General features: G+C 47.3%; 16 protein-coding genes. 7 read left to right on the top strand and 9 right to left on the bottom strand.

Annotated features, from left to right (window positions below; all coding sequences use genetic code 11):
- The first annotated feature begins 32 nt into the window (after nt 1-32).
- From hrcA to dnaJ, 5 genes are all read left to right on the top strand, one after another.
- Nucleotides 33-1,043, top strand: coding sequence for a heat-inducible transcriptional repressor HrcA (gene hrcA / locus AOC29_RS09525; protein ID WP_215295754.1), 1,011 nt, complete (start codon nt 33-35; stop codon nt 1,041-1,043).
- A gap of 35 nt (nt 1,044-1,078) precedes the next feature.
- Nucleotides 1,079-2,179, top strand: a complete 1,101-nt coding sequence (gene hemH / locus AOC29_RS09520) for a ferrochelatase (protein WP_371819559.1) — start codon at nt 1,079-1,081, stop codon at nt 2,177-2,179.
- A gap of 66 nt (nt 2,180-2,245) precedes the next feature.
- Nucleotides 2,246-2,794 (top strand): nucleotide exchange factor GrpE, encoded by a 549-nt coding sequence (gene grpE / locus AOC29_RS09515; protein ID WP_215295752.1) that lies wholly within the window; start codon nt 2,246-2,248, stop codon nt 2,792-2,794.
- Between the two features lie 192 nt (nt 2,795-2,986).
- Nucleotides 2,987-4,918: a molecular chaperone DnaK gene (gene dnaK / locus AOC29_RS09510; protein ID WP_215295751.1), complete on the top strand. Its 1,932-nt coding sequence runs from the start codon at nt 2,987-2,989 to the stop codon at nt 4,916-4,918.
- A gap of 111 nt (nt 4,919-5,029) precedes the next feature.
- On the top strand, nt 5,030-6,169 hold the full coding sequence (gene dnaJ / locus AOC29_RS09505) for a molecular chaperone DnaJ (protein WP_215295750.1): 1,140 nt from the start codon (nt 5,030-5,032) through the stop codon (nt 6,167-6,169).
- Here the strand turns inward: dnaJ and panB are convergent, their stop codons facing one another.
- The 6 genes from panB to AOC29_RS09475 are packed head-to-tail and all read right to left on the bottom strand — an operon-like array spanning nt 6,170 to nt 11,447.
- Nucleotides 6,170-6,985, bottom strand: coding sequence for a 3-methyl-2-oxobutanoate hydroxymethyltransferase (panB, locus tag AOC29_RS09500; RefSeq protein WP_215295749.1), 816 nt, complete (start codon nt 6,983-6,985; stop codon nt 6,170-6,172).
- Nucleotides 6,986-7,002: 17 nt separating this feature from the next.
- Complete coding sequence (folK, locus tag AOC29_RS09495) at nt 7,003-7,530, bottom strand: 2-amino-4-hydroxy-6-hydroxymethyldihydropteridine diphosphokinase (RefSeq protein ID WP_215295748.1); 528 nt, start codon at nt 7,528-7,530, stop codon at nt 7,003-7,005.
- A gap of 52 nt (nt 7,531-7,582) precedes the next feature.
- Complete coding sequence (gene pcnB, locus AOC29_RS09490; protein ID WP_215295747.1) at nt 7,583-8,986, bottom strand: polynucleotide adenylyltransferase PcnB; 1,404 nt, start codon at nt 8,984-8,986, stop codon at nt 7,583-7,585.
- Nucleotides 8,983-9,663 carry an HAD family phosphatase gene (locus tag AOC29_RS09485; protein WP_215295746.1) on the bottom strand — a complete coding sequence of 227 codons (681 nt, stop codon included), beginning with the start codon at nt 9,661-9,663 and terminating at the stop codon, nt 8,983-8,985. Before AOC29_RS09485 ends, pcnB begins: the two co-directional genes overlap by 4 nt.
- Nucleotides 9,664-9,682: 19 nt before the next feature.
- Nucleotides 9,683-10,447: a DnaA regulatory inactivator Hda gene (hda, locus tag AOC29_RS09480; protein WP_215295745.1), complete on the bottom strand. Its 765-nt coding sequence runs from the start codon at nt 10,445-10,447 to the stop codon at nt 9,683-9,685.
- 10 nt (nt 10,448-10,457) lie between these two features.
- The gene (locus AOC29_RS09475; protein WP_215295744.1) at nt 10,458-11,447 is read right to left on the bottom strand and encodes an AI-2E family transporter; all 990 of its coding nucleotides are present in this window, start codon (nt 11,445-11,447) and stop codon (nt 10,458-10,460) included.
- A 72-nt stretch (nt 11,448-11,519) separates the two neighbouring features.
- On the opposite strand from AOC29_RS09475, the gene purM reads away from it, so the two are divergent.
- The gene (purM, locus tag AOC29_RS09470) at nt 11,520-12,572 is read left to right on the top strand and encodes a phosphoribosylformylglycinamidine cyclo-ligase (RefSeq protein WP_215295743.1); all 1,053 of its coding nucleotides are present in this window, start codon (nt 11,520-11,522) and stop codon (nt 12,570-12,572) included.
- A 15-nt stretch (nt 12,573-12,587) separates the two neighbouring features.
- Here purM and miaA read toward each other — a convergent pair whose 3' ends face one another.
- Nucleotides 12,588-13,592, bottom strand: coding sequence for a tRNA (adenosine(37)-N6)-dimethylallyltransferase MiaA (miaA, locus tag AOC29_RS09465; protein ID WP_215295742.1), 1,005 nt, complete (start codon nt 13,590-13,592; stop codon nt 12,588-12,590).
- Nucleotides 13,593-13,650: 58 nt separating this feature from the next.
- On the opposite strand from miaA, the gene AOC29_RS09460 reads away from it, so the two are divergent.
- A complete protein-coding gene (locus AOC29_RS09460) occupies nt 13,651-14,295 on the top strand; it encodes a DedA family protein (RefSeq protein ID WP_215297495.1) in 645 nt (214 codons plus the stop codon).
- A gap of 29 nt (nt 14,296-14,324) precedes the next feature.
- Here AOC29_RS09460 and AOC29_RS09455 read toward each other — a convergent pair whose 3' ends face one another.
- Both AOC29_RS09455 and murJ read right to left on the bottom strand, forming a co-directional pair.
- Nucleotides 14,325-15,167: a SirB1 family protein gene (locus tag AOC29_RS09455; protein ID WP_215295741.1), complete on the bottom strand. Its 843-nt coding sequence runs from the start codon at nt 15,165-15,167 to the stop codon at nt 14,325-14,327.
- Nucleotides 15,168-15,172: 5 nt separating this feature from the next.
- Entirely contained in the window at nt 15,173-16,726 is a 1,554-nt protein-coding gene (gene murJ / locus AOC29_RS09450; RefSeq protein WP_215295740.1) for a murein biosynthesis integral membrane protein MurJ, read from the bottom strand.
- Nucleotides 16,727-16,799: the final 73 nt, after the last annotated feature.

Below are 16,799 nucleotides of genomic sequence, written 5' to 3'. Positions count from 1 at the left end.
GATTAAACCATAGGCATAAAATCCCTTCCACCATGGACGAACGTTCCCGCGCCTTACTTAAAACCCTCATCGAGCGCTATATCGAGGAGGGTCAGCCTATTGGCTCGCGGACGCTTTCAAGGTTTTCGGGTTTAGACCTCTCTGCTGCCACCATCCGCAATGTCATGGCTGATCTAGAGGATATGGGCTTGGTGACTAGCCCTCACACCTCTGCCGGCCGAATACCCACACCACGGGGTTACCGCTTGTTTGTGGACACCATGGTGACGGTTCGTCCTCTCGAAGAGATCGCCGCCCGTGAGGTTGAAAAAGGGCTTTTGCCAGACTCCCCGCAAAGGGTTTTGAATTCAGCTGCCCAGATTCTGTCTAATCTCACCCATTTTGCTGGTGTGGTGATGACACCAAAGCGTGCCCAAGTTTTTAAACATATTGAATTTCTTCGTTTGGGTGATGGCAAGATATTGCTCATCATGGTGACTCCCGAGGGTGATGTACAAAATCGTATCTTGCCAACAAATCAAGACTACACACCAAGTCAATTGATTGAGGCGGGAAATTACATTAATGCACAATTTGCTGGCAAAAGTTTTGAGCAAGTGCGCCAACATTTGAAATCTGACCTCGATACTTTGCGTGCTGATATTTCTGGTTTGATGGCCTTGGCCTTGCAAAGTGGCGTTGCGGATTACGATATGAGTCGCGGTGAGATGGTGCTCTCTGGTGAGCGTCGCTTACTGAATGTAGGAGACTTAAGTTCTAACCTTGATAAATTGCGCAAGATGTTTGATATGTTGGAGCAAAAATCGGTCTTGATGCAGTTGCTAGACGTATCGAGCCATGCCGACGGTATTCAGATTTTCATAGGTGGCGAGAGTGATCTTTTGCCATATGAGGACCTAGCGGTCATCAGCGCTCCGTATAGCGTTGATGGTCAGATCGTGGGCACCTTAGGCGTCATTGGACCAACCCGTATGGCTTATGACCGAGTGATTCCGATTGTGGATATCACCTCTAAGTTATTATCAGGCGCCTTGAGCTCTTGAGTCCACATTGATGCTGAAAATTATTTACTAGAGAAATTACTTTGAATCAAAATCCCCACTTACGCGCTTCTAAAACAGCCGTGCTCTTATTGAATTTGGGTACGCCAGCTGCGCCAACAGCAAAAGCGGTGAGATCGTATTTGAAAGAATTTCTTTCGGATCCACGCGTCGTAGAAATTCCACGCTTTATTTGGTGGTTTATTTTGAATGGCATTATTTTGCCAATTCGCAGTAGTGCCTCTGCAAAAAAATATGCATCTATTTGGTTGCCACAATTAGGTTCGCCACTCATGCATTACTCGCGCTTGCAAGCGAAAGAGTTGGGGGAGAAGTTTGCGAATGAGGGCCATACTGTTTTGGTTGATTTGGCGATGCGTTATGGCAAGCCTTCTGCCCAAGAGGTCCTAGAGAGCCTGAAGGCTCAAGGGATGGAGCGTTTACTGTTATTGCCCCTGTACCCACAATATTCAGCTACCACTACCGCCTCAAGTTTTGATGAAGTATTCCGTGTTCTGAGTACTTGGCGTGATCAGCCGGAGCTGCGTTTGGTAAAGCACTATCACGACAACCCTGCGTACATTGCAGCACTGCGTGATCAAGTTCTCAGTCATTGGGATCAAGATGGACGGCCTGATTTTGCAAAGGGTGATCGTTTTGTGATGTCATTTCATGGCCTGCCTAAGCGCAATTTAATGCAGGGCGATCCCTATCACTGCGAATGTTTGAAGACTGGACGATTGCTTGGGGAGTCTTTGGGTTTAGAGCCAGGTCAATACATCGTTACCTTTCAGTCCCGTTTCGGAAAAGCGGAATGGTTAAAGCCTTACACGGCACTAACGATCGAAAACTTGGCTAAAGATGGTTGCCAGCGAGTAGATATTTTTTGTCCCGGCTTTCCGGCAGATTGTCTTGAGACCTTAGAAGAGATTGCGATGGAAGCAAGAGAATCTTTCTTAGAGCATGGCGGCAAGGACTATCGTTATATTCCCTGCTTAAACAGCAACCCTAAGTGGATCAAGGCGCTGCGTGATATTGCCTATCAACACTTACTAGGGTGGTCTTTGGGGACTGAGTCTGAAGCTGAATTAGCTAAGCGGAACGAAAGAGCAACGCTAGCCGAAAAATCTAAGTCTTGAAAAAAAGAGAATTATCCCAATATGAAGAAGCACTAGCCACTTTGATAGAAAAGTAAAATAGCGTCTATGACACAAGAAAATCAAAATCCTTCACCAGAGCAAGACAATCCTGCAACTGAGCCAGCGGCGGATGCTGCAGCAGAAACGCCGGCTATCAAAACGCCTGAGCAAGAAATTGCTGAACTCCATCAGCAGGTGTCTGATTTGCAAGACAACTTTTTGCGTGCCAAGGCTGAAGGTGAAAATATTCGTCGCCGTGCTGTTGAGGACGTTGCCAAGGCTCACAAATTTGCGATTGAGAGTTTTGCTGAGCACTTAGTTCCAGTGACCGATAGTCTCTATGCGGCCTTGAGTACGGATGCGGGTGATGCGAAGGCTTTTAAAGAAGGTTTAGAAATTACCTTGAAGCAGCTTTTATCCGCTTTTGAAAAGGGGCGCATGACTGAAATCAATCCTGCGGTGGGCGATAAATTTGATCCACACCACCATCAAGCGATTGCTTCAGTGCCTTCTGAGCAGGAAGCTAATACCGTAGTTTCGGTGCTTCAGCGTGGCTATACCGTGGCCGATCGAGTCCTCAGACCTGCTTTAGTGACGGTCAGCGCCCCGAAATAGCCGCATCAATAAGGGCTAAAACCTCAAAAAAGGGACAAAAAAGGCAGATTTCTGCCTTTTTTGCTATTTCACCCCTTGAATTCACTTTTTTAGACCCCATTTATTGAGTATTGGAATATTCGCGGCGGTTCAGATGAGTTGCCTAAAACAGACTAGAAGTACAACAAAGTAACTTAATTTTTTGGAGCAATTATGGGAAAGATTATCGGTATTGACTTGGGAACCACGAATTCGTGCGTTTCAGTCGTTGAAAACAATGCACCTAAAGTGGTCGAGAACGCAGAAGGCGCTCGCACAACTCCATCCATCATTGCCTATGTTGAAGATGGCGAAGTATTGGTTGGTGCGCCAGCTAAACGTCAATCAGTGACGAATCCTAAGAACACCATCTACGCAGTGAAGCGTTTAATGGGTCGTAAATTTACAGATCCTGAAGTGCAAAAAGACATCGGCTTGATGCCTTATTCAATTATTGCTGCTGATAACGGTGATGCTTGGGTTGAAGCGCGTGATAAGAAAATGGCACCACAGCAAGTCTCTGCCGAAATCTTACGCAAGATGAAAAAGACTGCCGAAGACTATCTCGGCGAAGAAGTGACCGAGGCGGTCATTACTGTCCCTGCTTACTTTAACGACAGCCAACGTCAAGCAACTAAAGACGCTGGTCGTATTGCTGGCTTGGATGTAAAGCGCATCATCAATGAACCAACTGCTGCTGCATTGGCATTTGGTTTAGACAAACAAGACAAAGTCGATCGTAAGATCGCTGTGTATGACTTGGGTGGCGGTACATTCGACGTATCCATCATTGAGATTGCTAACGTGGATGGTGAGAAGCAGTTTGAAGTGCTCTCTACTAATGGCGACACTTTCTTGGGTGGTGAAGACTTTGACCAGCGCATCATTGACTGGATCATTGCTGAGTTCAAGAAAGAACAAGGCGTGGATTTGAGCAAAGACGTTTTGGCATTGCAACGTTTGAAAGATGCTGCAGAAAAAGCCAAGATCGAATTGTCATCTGCGCAGCAAACGGAAATCAATTTGCCATATGTGACGGCTGATGCTAGTGGTCCTAAGCATTTGAACTTGAAGTTGACTCGTGCCAAGTTAGAGTCTTTGGTTGAAGAGCTTATTAAGCGCACAGCTGGCCCATGCTTAACTGCCATTAAAGATGCTGGCGTAAACGTAGCAGATATCGACGACGTGATTTTAGTCGGCGGTCAAACTCGTATGCCTGCTGTTCAAGACAAAGTAAAAGAAATCTTTGGCAAAGAGCCACGCAAAGACGTTAACCCAGATGAAGCGGTGGCAGTAGGTGCTGCAATTCAAGGTTCCGTATTGTCTGGCGATCGTAAAGACGTATTGCTCTTGGACGTTACCCCATTGTCCTTGGGCATCGAGACTCTTGGCGGCGTCATGACTAAGATGATTCCAAAGAACACGACGATTCCTACCAAGCATTCACAGGTCTACTCGACTGCCGAAGATAATCAGCCTGCAGTAACGATTAAGTGCTTCCAGGGTGAGCGTGAGATGGCTGCGGCTAATAAGTTGCTTGGTGAATTTAACCTTGAAGGTATCGCGCCTGCGCAACGCGGTATGCCACAAATTGAAGTGACTTTTGATATTGATGCTAACGGTATTTTGCACGTCACTGCAAAAGACAAAACCACTGGTAAAGAGAACAAGATCACCATCAAGGCAAACTCTGGTTTGACTGAGGAAGAAATTCAACGCATGGTGAAAGATGCTGAAGCCAATGCTGCTGAAGATAAGAAAGCATTAGAGTTAGTCACTGCTCGTAACACTGCAGATGCCTTGGCTCACTCTACTAAGAAGGCTTTAGAAGAGCATGGCGCTAGCTTAGAGGCTGCTGAAAAAGAAGCGATTGAAGCAGCTCTGAAAGAGTTGGATGAAGCGATCAAAGGCAGCGATAAAGAAGCGATTGAAGCCAAGACCGAAGCGTTGGGCAAAGCAAGTCAGAAACTGGGCGAAAAAGTCATGGCTGCTGAGCAAGCTAAGGCTGGCGCTGCAGCTGGTGCAGCCCCTGGCGGCGAAGCTAAAGCTGCTCCAGACGCAGATGTTGTTGATGCTGACTTTAAAGAAGTTCATGATAAGAAGTAAGCGAATGCTAGACATTCAATTACATACTCATTAACGTAGTTTTGCAGTGCTTAAATAACAAGTCGGCCCCGTGCCGACTTGTGTCATTCAGGTTGTAGAGAGGAATAGGCCGTGCCTAAAAGTAAACGCGATTTTTATGAAGTGCTTGGTGTAGCAAAAGGTGCTAGCGATGAAGAGCTCAAAAAAGCCTATCGCAAAATGGCAATGAAGTATCACCCTGATCGCAACCCCGATAGTAAAACGGCTGAAGCCCAATTTAAAGAAGTAAAGGAGGCGTACGAAACGCTGACCGATCCCAACAAGCGCGCTGCATACGATCAGTACGGCCATGCTGGTGTAGATCCATCTATGGGTGGTGGGGGTTTTGGGGGTGGCGGTTTTGCTGGCGGTGGCTTCTCAGATGCTTTTGGAGATATTTTTGGAGATATCTTTGGTCAAGGTGGCGGTCGTCAGGCTGGTCCACAGGTCTACAAAGGTGCTGACTTACGCTACAACATGGACATTAGTCTTGAGCAAGCTGCTGAGGGGCATACCACCCAGATTCGGGTGCCTAGTTGGAGTAACTGCAAACCATGTCACGGCACTGGTGCTGAGCCTGGCTCCAAAGCGGAGAAGTGTTCTACCTGTGATGGTCATGGTCAAGTCCGTGTGCAGCAAGGCTTCTTCTCGATGCAGCAAACCTGTCCAAAGTGTCGCGGCACTGGCGAATATATTCCGAAGCCTTGCAAGACTTGTCATGGCACAGGCAAACACAAAGAACAAAAAACACTTGAAATCAAAATCCCTGCGGGTATTGATGATGGCATGCGTGTTCGTTCGGTTGGTAATGGGGAGCCCGGTATTAATGGTGGCCCCTCTGGAGATCTCTATGTAGAAGTGCGAGTGAAGCCACATCCAGTATTTGAGCGTGACGGTAGTGACTTGCATGTGCAGATGCCAATCTCTTTTGCGATAGCAACTATTGGTGGCGAGATTGAAGTGCCAACCTTATCAGGTCGCGTCGAATTTCCGATTCCTGAAGGTACGCAGACCGGTAAAACATTCCGTTTACGGAACAAAGGTATAAAAGGGCTACGTTCAGCACTGGTTGGCGATCTGTTCGTACATGTCTTGGTAGAGACGCCAGTGAAGTTGACTGATGAGCAAAAGAAATTACTGCAACAGTTTGACGACAGTCTAAAATCTGCCGGGGATAAGCATAGCCCGCAGCAAAAAGGCTGGTTTGATGGTGTTAAGAGTTTCTTTAGTTAATTAGCCAGCAAAGCTATGCTCGGGTCCGGGAAATTTTCCGGACTTCACTTCCCGTACATAGGCTTTAATAGCAGCTTCAATCGAATGCTGGCCTTCCATAAAGTTCTTCACGAACTTAGGAGGCTTGCCTGGGCTGATGCCCAGCATATCTTGCAATACCAATACTTGACCTGAGCAATCAAGACCGGCACCAATGCCGATCGTCGGGATATGTAGTTCAGCTGTAATTTTTTCACCCAGTGATGAAGGAATGGCTTCTAGTACGACCATTTGAGCACCGGCTTCTTGGCACGCAATGGCTTGTTCCAACATGAGGGTTGCGGCATCTTTTGATTTGCCTTGCACCTTATAGCCGCCCAAGACATGAACCGATTGAGGCAGTAATCCGAGGTGGGCGCAAACAGGAACGCTACGCTCAACTAGGTATTGAATGATCTCTACTTGCCAATCTCCGCCTTCCAGCTTGACCATATCAGCACCGGCGCGCATGAGATCTGCTGCAGCATCTAAAGCCTGCACTGGATCGCCGTAGCTAGCAAATGGTAAATCAGCAATTAAAAATGCATGGGTATTGGCACGCGCCACACACTCAGTGTGATAAGCCATTTGCTCAACCGTGACGGGTGTAGTGCTAGAGTGACCTTGAATCACATTACCCAAAGAGTCGCCAATCAAGATGACTTCAACCCCGCAGCGATTCAACAATGCAGACATCGTCGAATCATATGCAGTCAGCATCGTGATTTTTTCTTGCTCGGCATGCATTGCCAAGAGCTTAGTAATGGAGATTGGCTTGTCGCCCTGTAAGTAACCCATGGCGAGAGTTTAATGAATTAATGGGCCGTTTGGCTATAAACGTCTTTTCCCCCGCAATGGCAGTTGCGGCAGGTGAGTTTTTCGATTTTTTGATGCGCCACCTTGGGAAGGTAAGCCTTGAGTTCGCCAACATTCGGTAAAAAGAAGTCGGGTGCAATTTCTAGCAAGGGGAGAAGAACAAATGAGCGCTCAATAATTTTTGGATGAGGGAGTATGAGCTCAGTCTCATTTTGAATAACGCCCTCAAAAGACAAAATATCTAAATCAAGAGTACGCGGCGCATTGGCATAAGGACGCTCTCTGCCAAATTCTAATTCAATGGCTTGGCAAACATGCAAAAGACCGTAGGGGCTTAACTGCGTCTCGATTTCAATCACGGCATTGATGTAGTCACCGCCAGTAGCTTCAACCGGCGCGCTTTGATAAAAGCAACTCTTAGCCAGAACATGTAATTCTGAGCGTTGCGCAAGGCAGACGATTGCGTCAGTGATCAGTTGACGGGTATCACCGATATTGCCACCAAATCCGATAAAAGCTCGTGCCATACGATTCCAAACTAGAGATGAAACTACTTTACTGAAATTTCTCTAAGTCTGCTTAGTCTGCTAAAGGTTCTGGTGCGATGGCTGCTTTGGGTTTTCTGCGCCGCCGTCTTTTGGCTGGGGAGCTTGCGCTTAAGCCGGATTCATTTTTGGCACTAGCCATCAAATCTTCTTGCCCTGCAGGGTCGGTCGCAATGAAGTTAGTCCACCAGTCTCCTATGGCTGGGTTTTGCTCCCCAGTTGCACAACGTAGCAGCATGAAGTCATAGCCTGCCCTAAAACGGGGCGATTCGATGAGCCGGTATGGGTAGCGTCCAACCCGCTTTTCAAAGCGAGGCTGCATGGACCAGATTTCCCGCATATCGCTTTCAAAGCGCCGTTGAATCGTCATGCCACTGCTTTGGGTGGCAATAGTGTCGTCCATCGCATCATGCAGTGCGGGGATGTTGGCCATCCCTTTGGCGATATTCGCTTTCCAGTTCTGTAAGAGATCTGGCCAGAGTAAGGTGGCAAATAAGAATCCTGCCGAAACACTCTTGCCCGATTGAATGCGTTGATCGGTATTAGCTAGGGCAAGCTTGACAAAATCATTGGCTCCTTTAGAGGATTCGCTGCTATCGAGAATGTGATCTAGGAGCGGCAACAGGCCATGATGCAGGCCAGCATCTCTGAGGCCCTGAATGGCCGCCCAAGAATAACCTGACATTAAGAGCTTGAGAATTTCATCAAAGAGTCTTGCTGATGGTACGTCTTGTAATAGCTTGCCTAACTTAGCAATTGGTGCGCGCGTATCGGCATCCAAAGCAAACCCCGTTTTAGCAGCAAAGCGGATTGCTCTGAGCATACGTACTGGGTCTTCGCGATAACGCTTTGCGGGGTCACCGATCATGCGCAAGGTTTTCTTTTGCATGTCTACCATGCCGCCGTGATAGTCCAAGACAGTCTCGGTGGACGGGTCGTAATACATTGCATTGATAGTGAAATCACGGCGTGCAGCATCTTCGCCTTGTGAGCCCCAAACGTTGTCGCGCAAAATGCGACCACTTTCTGCCACATGGTCACCAGCGTTATCTAGTAAGGCTCTAAAGGTAGAAACCTCAATAATTTCGGGATGGCCTTTGCCAAAGAAAGTCACATGCACAATCTGAAAACGACGCCCGATAAGGCGGGCTTTGCGAAACAATCTTTGTACTTGATCGGGCGTGGCATTAGTAGCGACATCAAAATCTTTGGGGCCAATCCCCAAGACGAGATCGCGCACGGCGCCGCCCACAATGAAAGCCTCATAACCAGCTTGCTGCAAAGTTTGGGTTACTTTGACAGCATTTTTAGAAAGCAAGTGTGGATCGATGCGATGTGATTTTTTGGGGATACGCTTTGGTGCTCCCGTATTGTTCGCATGCGTATGCTTGACCATGGGGTCACGACGCAAAATACGGTTAATGAATTTAGTAATCATGCAAACAGCTCAAGAATAGGCCAGTTGCGCTTTTGAGCTTCACTACGAAGGCGATCATCTGGATTGGTGGCAACTGGATGGCTGACTTGCTCCATTAAGGGTAAGTCGTTCATGGAGTCAGAGTAGAAATAACTCCGCGGCAATGCGCCCAAGGCAAGCTTCTGTTTTGCCAGCCAATCCTGCACATTCTGAATTTTGCCTTCACGAAAATTTGGAATACCTTTCACTTCGCCTGTGAAATTCGCTAAAGGGCTCTCACTGCTGGTTGCTGGCTCTGTAGCAATGAGGTGTTCAATCCCAAAGCTTTCAACAATCGGACGGGTAACAAAGCTATTGGTTGCAGTGACAACGCAACACAAGTCTCCAGCATCTTGATGCTGCTTTACCAAATCAATTGCTTTTTGACGCAGCTGCCCATGAATCACTTCTTCCATGAATTGGTCGTGCCATTCTTTTAATTGTGCACGGGAGTGCTGAGACAGAGGCTTTAAAGCAAAGCGTAGAAATTCATGAATATCAAGCGTGCCATCTTTGTAGTTTTGATAGAAGCGATCATTTTGGTGCGCATAGTCTGCACTGTCGACAACGCCAATACGCGCTAAAAATTGACCCCACTCATAATCGCTATCGCAGGGTAGTAAGGTGTGATCTAAATCGAAAAGGGCTAGCTGGGTCACAAATGGAATATTGAATAAATTATTTAGGCTGCAAGAGCTCGCGTACTAGTGGCAAGGTTACAGCACGTTTTGTTTCTAATGAATAGGCGTCCAAAGCATCCATGAGGGCCATCAAATTGGGCATATCGCGATAAAAACGGTTTAACAACCATGGCAATACGTCTGGGGATAGAACTAGTCCTCGAGCTTTGGCTGCTTGCTCTAAGGCTTGTATTTTCTCATCATCGTCTAAAAGTTGGGTTTGGTAGACCAAACCCCATCCTAGGCGTGTCCTGAGGTCTTCCCGGAGCGTCAGGTTGGCAGGGGCCTCGTTGCCAGCCATGAAGATGTGAATATTCTTACTGGCTTGCACCTCGTTCAGTATGCGAAAGAGTGCTCCAACTAAACGCTCATCTAAACGATCCACATCGTCTATGGTGATAACTGAAGGGGCATTACTTTGGGTGAGGCTTGGCAATTTTTCCTCAAGGCGCACCCAAGAGATTGGCTCATTCGGATTGAGAGAGAAAGATTCAAGGCCGGCATCATCAGCTGCACTCGTCATTGCTGTGAGCAAATGCGTGCGACCAGAGCCCTCAGGTCCCCACCAATACATCCAGCGGTGATTCAGAGGATTGTTTGGTATTGATTCGGATGATTCGGATGATTCTTTCCAAGAGCTACAAAGTGTTTGTAGTGTCGACAGAAGAGCGAGGTCTTGGCTAGGCAGATAATTGTCGAGACTTGCTTTGGGTGTGTGACTGATGTCTAAAGCGAATTGTCTTGGAAGCGAGGGCGTATTCATTCAAGCGAAATTATTTTTGATACCAAGAGCTTTGCGTATAAACAGACCAAAGGTATTGCACTAGCACCAAGCTCACTGCGCTGATTGGTAAAGCCAATAGGACGCCAAAGAAGCCAAAGAGTTTTCCAAAGAGCAGCAAGGCAAATACCACTCCAACAGGGTGTAGCCCAATGCGCTCACCAACTAGGCGTGGCGTTAAGAAGAACCCTTCTAAAAATTGCCCAAGCCCAAACACAAGGAGCACCCCAATAAGTTGGGCGCCAAGGCCGAATTGCAAGAGCGCAGAAAGAATTGCCAGAGTTAAACCAAGGGCGATCCCAATGTAAGGAATCACAATCATGAGGGCAGTAAAGACACCTAGCGCAACGGCACCCTTTATTCCGACTATGCTCAAGCCCACTCCATAGAAAATAGTCATGATGGAAATCACAATCAACATGCCACGCAGATATTGTGAAAGTAAGCCATCGGTATGCATCGCTAAGTGATGGACGGTTTCTTGCGCGCGGAGTGGAACGGTATTTTTGAGAAGGCTGAAAAAATGATCCCAATCGATCAGCAAATAAAACATCACAAAAATAATTAATACGCCATTTACAAAGCCTGCGATAACCGAGCTGCCAGATACCAATACGGTATCCAGTGTGTTGCTAATGAGAGTGTCAGCGTTATCGTTAATGTGCTCAGTGATTTTTTGGGTAACACTGGTTTTGAGGTTCCCCCAATCAATATTGATATGAAGCTCAGTCAACTTAGGCCCAAGCCAGGCTTGGGTATTGGCAATCCATTCTGGGAGCTGCGCCTTAATTAAGGGAATTTCGAATTTCAGAAGACTAATCAACAGACCAAAAATAAAGAAAACCAGGCTCAAACCAATGAGCATGGCCAATGCTGCAGCTAAGGCCCTAGGAAGGTGACGCCTTTCCATCCACAGGCAAAGGGGTCTTAAGGCATATGCCAGAATGAATGCAGTCAGAAAAGGGGTAAAAATTTCAGCCATTACTAGTAATCCTCTAGAATTCAATGATTCTACTGACCCAGTAGCAATTTTTACTAATATTCCAGCTCAGACATGACTTCACCTACTCACTCTTCCTCAAAAGGCCTTTCTTACCGTGATGCGGGCGTTGATATTGATGCTGGCGATGCCTTGGTAGACCGGATCAAGCCTTTGGCTAAAAAGACTATGCGGGAAGGTGTTTTGGCCGGAATTGGTGGTTTTGGTGCTTTATTTGAGGTGCCTAAGCGCTATAAAGAGCCTGTTTTGGTATCCGGTACCGATGGTGTGGGTACAAAGCTACGCTTGGCATTTGAATGGAATCGTCACGATACGATCGGCCAGGACTTGGTGGCGATGAGCGTCAATGATATTTTGGTCCAAGGCGCTGAACCACTCTTCTTCTTGGATTATTTTGCTTGCGGCAAGCTGACGGTAGATACAGCAGCTACTGTCGTTGGTGGCATTGCCACAGGCTGTGAATTATCTGGCTGCGCATTGATCGGTGGTGAGACTGCAGAAATGCCAGGCATGTACCCTCCAGGTGAATATGACTTGGCTGGTTTTGCAGTAGGTGCAGTTGAGAAATCTAAAATTATTACAGGAAATACCATTGTTCCAGGAGATGTGGTGTTGGCAATTGGTTCCAGCGGCGCTCATTCCAATGGTTATTCTTTGGTACGCAAAATTATTGAACGTGCTGGTGCAAAACCTACTGATGATTTAGGTGGTCGCTCATTAGGCGATGTGGTGATGGCGCCGACTGAAATTTATGTGAAGCCGCTTCTGAAATTAATTTCTGAGATTGATGTCAAAGGGATGGCGCACATCACGGGTGGCGGCTTAGTGGATAACGTGCCACGTGTCTTGCCAGAAAATACGCAAGCAGTTTTACATCGTGACAGTTGGCAAATGCCAGAACTCTTTCGCTGGTTACAGATGAAGGGCGGGGTGGCTGATGCGGAGATGGTGCGAGTATTTAACTGCGGTATTGGTATGGTGGTGATTGTTGCTCCAGCCCAAGCGGATGCTGCAATCAAATCATTAACTGCACATGGCTTAAAAGCTTGGACAGTTGGTGAAGTGCTTGAGCGCCCTCAGGGTGCACCACAAACGATTGTGATCTAAACGATCGCTGCAAACCTACTTCTTCAAATGACTTTTGCAGTAATCCAATGCGGCCTTAAGCTCTGCTGGTTTAAAGGGGTCGAAGGTGCTTCTGCCGGCGATGGCTCTGAGCCATGTCAGTTGGCGCTTTCCAAGTTGCCTGGTTGCTGCTAATGCTTTGTAGCGCATTTGCTCAGCGTCGATTTCTCCGTTGAGATATTCCCAAGCCTGTCGATAACCGACCGACCGAATGGCTGGCAGATCCGCATGTAACGCAGAATTATTTCGTAGAGCTTTGACTTCATCTAAAAATCCTGCAAGCAACATTTCGTCAAACCGTTTTTCTAAATTTTGATGCAAGCGTTTGCGATCACTTGGTTCTAGGGATACTAGATGAATCCAGGCAGGAATCGCCGATCCTTCTCTGCCATCTTCGCTAGGTGAATCTGCGAGCAATGCCGACATCGGTTTGCCAGTAATTTCAAATACCTCTAGCGCACGCTGCACTCGTTGTGAATCATTGGGCTTTAGGCGAGCAGCAGTTTCCGGGTCTACCTTGGCCAACTTGGTGTGCATCGCGGGCCAACCTAGAGTCTTGCCTTCCTCGTCTATGCGGGAACGAATCTCAGGATTTGCTGTTGGTAAAGTAGAAAGGCCATGCGCCCAAGCTCTCCAATACAGCATGGTTCCACCAACTACTACCGGAATATTGCCTCTATTACGAATTTCTTCACAAAGTCGTTTTGCATCTTTGGCAAATCGAGCTGCGGAATAAACCTCTATCGGCTCCAGGATATCGATCAGGTGATGAATCACTGCAGCTTGTTCTGCTTTGCTAGGTTTGGCACTGCCAATATCAAGGCCGCGATAGACTAATGCAGAGTCCATACTGATGAGTTCGATGGTCAGGCCAATCGATTTAGCATGTTCAGCTAAAGACATGGCGAGATAGGTTTTGCCTGCACCAGTAGGCCCCACAATACAGAGTATGGGATTGACTTCTGATGACTGCATAGGCTGAATGTAGGGTTCAGATTGCATGATCCATTATAAGAGCCTGTTAATATCCGCATCAAACCTATCTTTGGAGTGCAAGTTGATTGATACCCTTTTGCAATTAAGCGATTTATTGCTACATATTGATCGTCATTTGGATGTTGTGATCTCGCAATATGGTCCTTGGGCATATGGCTTGCTGTTTGCGATTGTGTTTGCAGAAACTGGCCTGGTTATCGCCCCCTTCCTCCCAGGGGATTCTCTTTTGTTTATTGCGGGTGCTTACTGTGCAACCGAGCACTTCAACATTTGGACTTTGTGTATTGGTTTGTTGATTGCAGCAATAGCTGGCAATACAGTGAACTACTTCATTGGCCGTTGGATTGGTAAGAAAGTATTTAGTAGTCAATCACGCTGGATTGACCAAGGCGCTTTACTCAAGACCCATGCTTTTTATGAAAAGCATGGCGGCAAAACCATCATCGTTGCACGCTTTTTACCCATCATCAGAACCTTCGCACCCTTTGTTGCTGGTGTCTCGGAAATGAATTTCTCACGCTTTCAGTTATTCAATATCACTGGCGCTGTGCTCTGGGTCTTTGGCTTGGTGATTGCAGGATATTTCTTTGGAAATATTCCAGTGATACGTCAAAACTTAAATGTGATAGTACTAGTGGGTATTGGTGCAGCAGCGATACCAGCCGTTTTAGCTGCGCTCTATAAAATTTTTCAACGCAAGAAAAATTAAATCAAGTCAAACAAAACTGAATCATTAACTTAGTGCAGCTTGGTTTGACTTTCTAAAGTGGCAATGTGTTCGCGAATGTCGCTAGCGTCTTCCGCTTCAGGCGCTTCACTGAGATAGCGATGCATATCGGCTATAGCAGGGCGTAAATACTCTAGTTGCGCAAAGATCAAGCCGCGATCTCTAATTTCCTCAACCGAATCGGGCAATAAAATGACCAAGCGCTCTTGAATGCCCAGTAAGCGCTCCCAGCGCTCATGCTCGGAGTAGATCATTTTGAGGTTTCTGAGGAAGCGCGACAAGATCTCTCTTGGACTAGAGGCCCGCAGGAAGACGTTAAGAGGAAGACTGAGCTCACCGCGATAGCCTTTGGCGTCAAGGTAGGGGTCCAACATCTCTTGTAATTGATTCTTCGAAAGTGAATCACCAGTCAACGGATCCATGATGATTTCACCCTGTTGTAATGAAATACGCATCATGAAGTGATTGGGGAATGACACACCACGAATCTTCAAACCAATTTGCTGGCCTAGCTCGATCATCAAAATCGCTAGTGAGATAGGAATACCTCTGCGATTTTCGAGCACATAGTGCAAATACGAATTTTCGGGTGCGTAGAAATCATTCGGGTTTGGACCAAAGCCTAACTCGGAATAAAAGAAGTGCTTCAGAATTTGTAAGCGTTGCATCGGCGCAGTATCTGGCGTAATGCGTGTTTTTAATTTATTGCCTAACTCATCGAGGTGATCGAGTACACCTTGCACATCTAAATCTGGATAGGCATGTTGTGCTACCGCGATGGCAGCTTCCGTTAATGGAAAGTGTTCGTCTTCAGCAACTAATGAAGTGAAATAGTCGAGTTGTTGTGTTGGCATACATTCTATTTTGCATGACGCAAGAATTTTTGCCAGCGAATTCCGACTAAAGCGAGGGCGCCAAAGTAAACCAAGGCTGCGGCAGCCAGCCACATCGCCAATAGACCAATGCGGATCCAGGGTTCGGCCTGGAGGGTGATCCAGTTATGCGCATTTGCCGCATAAAAAAGCACTGCCGCAAAGGGAATTAAAGCCAGCAAGAGTTGTCCCAAATACTTTGCCCAGGAGGCGCTTGGGAGTGCGCCCCGTTTATGCAGCCCAACCCAGAGCAGGGCAGCATTCAGACAGGCGCCAGCGCCAACTGATAGAGCCAGGCCGGCATGACCAAGCCAGGGCACGAATACCAGGTTAGCCAGCTGCGTAGCTACCAGCACGAACAAGCCAATCTTCACTGGAGTCCGAATGTCTTGGCGGGAATAAAACCCGGGCGCCAAAATCTTGACGAGGATTAGGCCTATCAGACCAACGCCATAGGCTGCTAAGGCACGTTGCGTCATTAAGACATCCAGCGCATTAAATTTTCCATAGTGATACAAAACAGCAGCTAAGGGCTCGCCAAAAATAAAGAGTGCAATGGCGGCAGGTGCTGCAAGCAAGAAGGTAAGTTGTAATCCCCAAATGAGTAATTCGCCTGCATGCGTTAAGTCATTTTTGGCATTGGCTTTACTCAAACTGGGTAGCAACACTGTACCCAATGCAACTCCAAGTAGGGCAGTTGGGAACTCCATTAAACGATCGGCATAAGAGAGCCAAGAGACGCTACCCGCTTGTAAGCGCGATGCGATATTGGTGTTGATGATTAAAGAGATTTGCGCAACCGATACAGCAAAGACTGCTGGCCCCATTAGCTTGAGAACGCGCCGAGCATCAGGATTGCTGATTGCTGCTTTGATGGCACCAGGCAATAAACCAATGCGCGGTAAAAGACCAAGACGAGCAAGCGCCGGAATTTGAATGGCTAATTGCAAAACGCCGCCCAACAGAACGCCAATGCTTAATGCATAAATGGGTTGCTCTATGTGGGGCGCCAAAAAGAGGGCGCTACCGATTAAAGCCAGGTTGAGTAAAACAGGGGTAAAAGCGGGAATCGCAAAGCGATGATAGGTATTTAAAATCCCAGCGGACAGAGAGACCATGGAAATGAGCCCAATGTAGGGAAACATGATTTGGGTCATGACAACGCTGGCGTCATAGGCTGGTCCACCGGAAAAGCCTGTAGCAATCACCAAAATGAGCAAGGGGGCGCCGATGACTCCCAGGAGTACCGTCAGCAACAAGGCCCAAAATAAGAGCGTAGCGACCGCATTAATGAGGATTTTGGCCTTATTTTGGTCCTCATTTGTGGAGATTTCCCCCAAAATGGGTACAAAAGCCTGGGAAAAGGCCCCTTCGGCAAAAAGCCGGCGCAGCAAATTCGGTAGCCTAAAAGCCACATTAAACGCGTCTGTCCACTCTGAGGCCCCAAAACTACGTGCGATCAGGGTCTCCCGCAGCAGCCCCGTAATACGGGAAAGCATGGTCAGGGAACTAACCTTGGCGGCGGTAGAAAGCAGGTTCATGAGCCGATTTTCACCTATTTATGGGTGGACTGGGCTTTTTTGCCCCTTTCAGGTAAAATCTTGGGTTTTGGCG

Source organism: Polynucleobacter sp. JS-JIR-5-A7 (genome assembly GCF_018687935.1).
Lineage (GTDB): Bacteria > Pseudomonadota > Gammaproteobacteria > Burkholderiales > Burkholderiaceae > Polynucleobacter.
The sequence above is the reverse complement of the archived record's forward strand: the minus strand, read 5'-3'. Positions and strand labels throughout refer to the sequence as shown.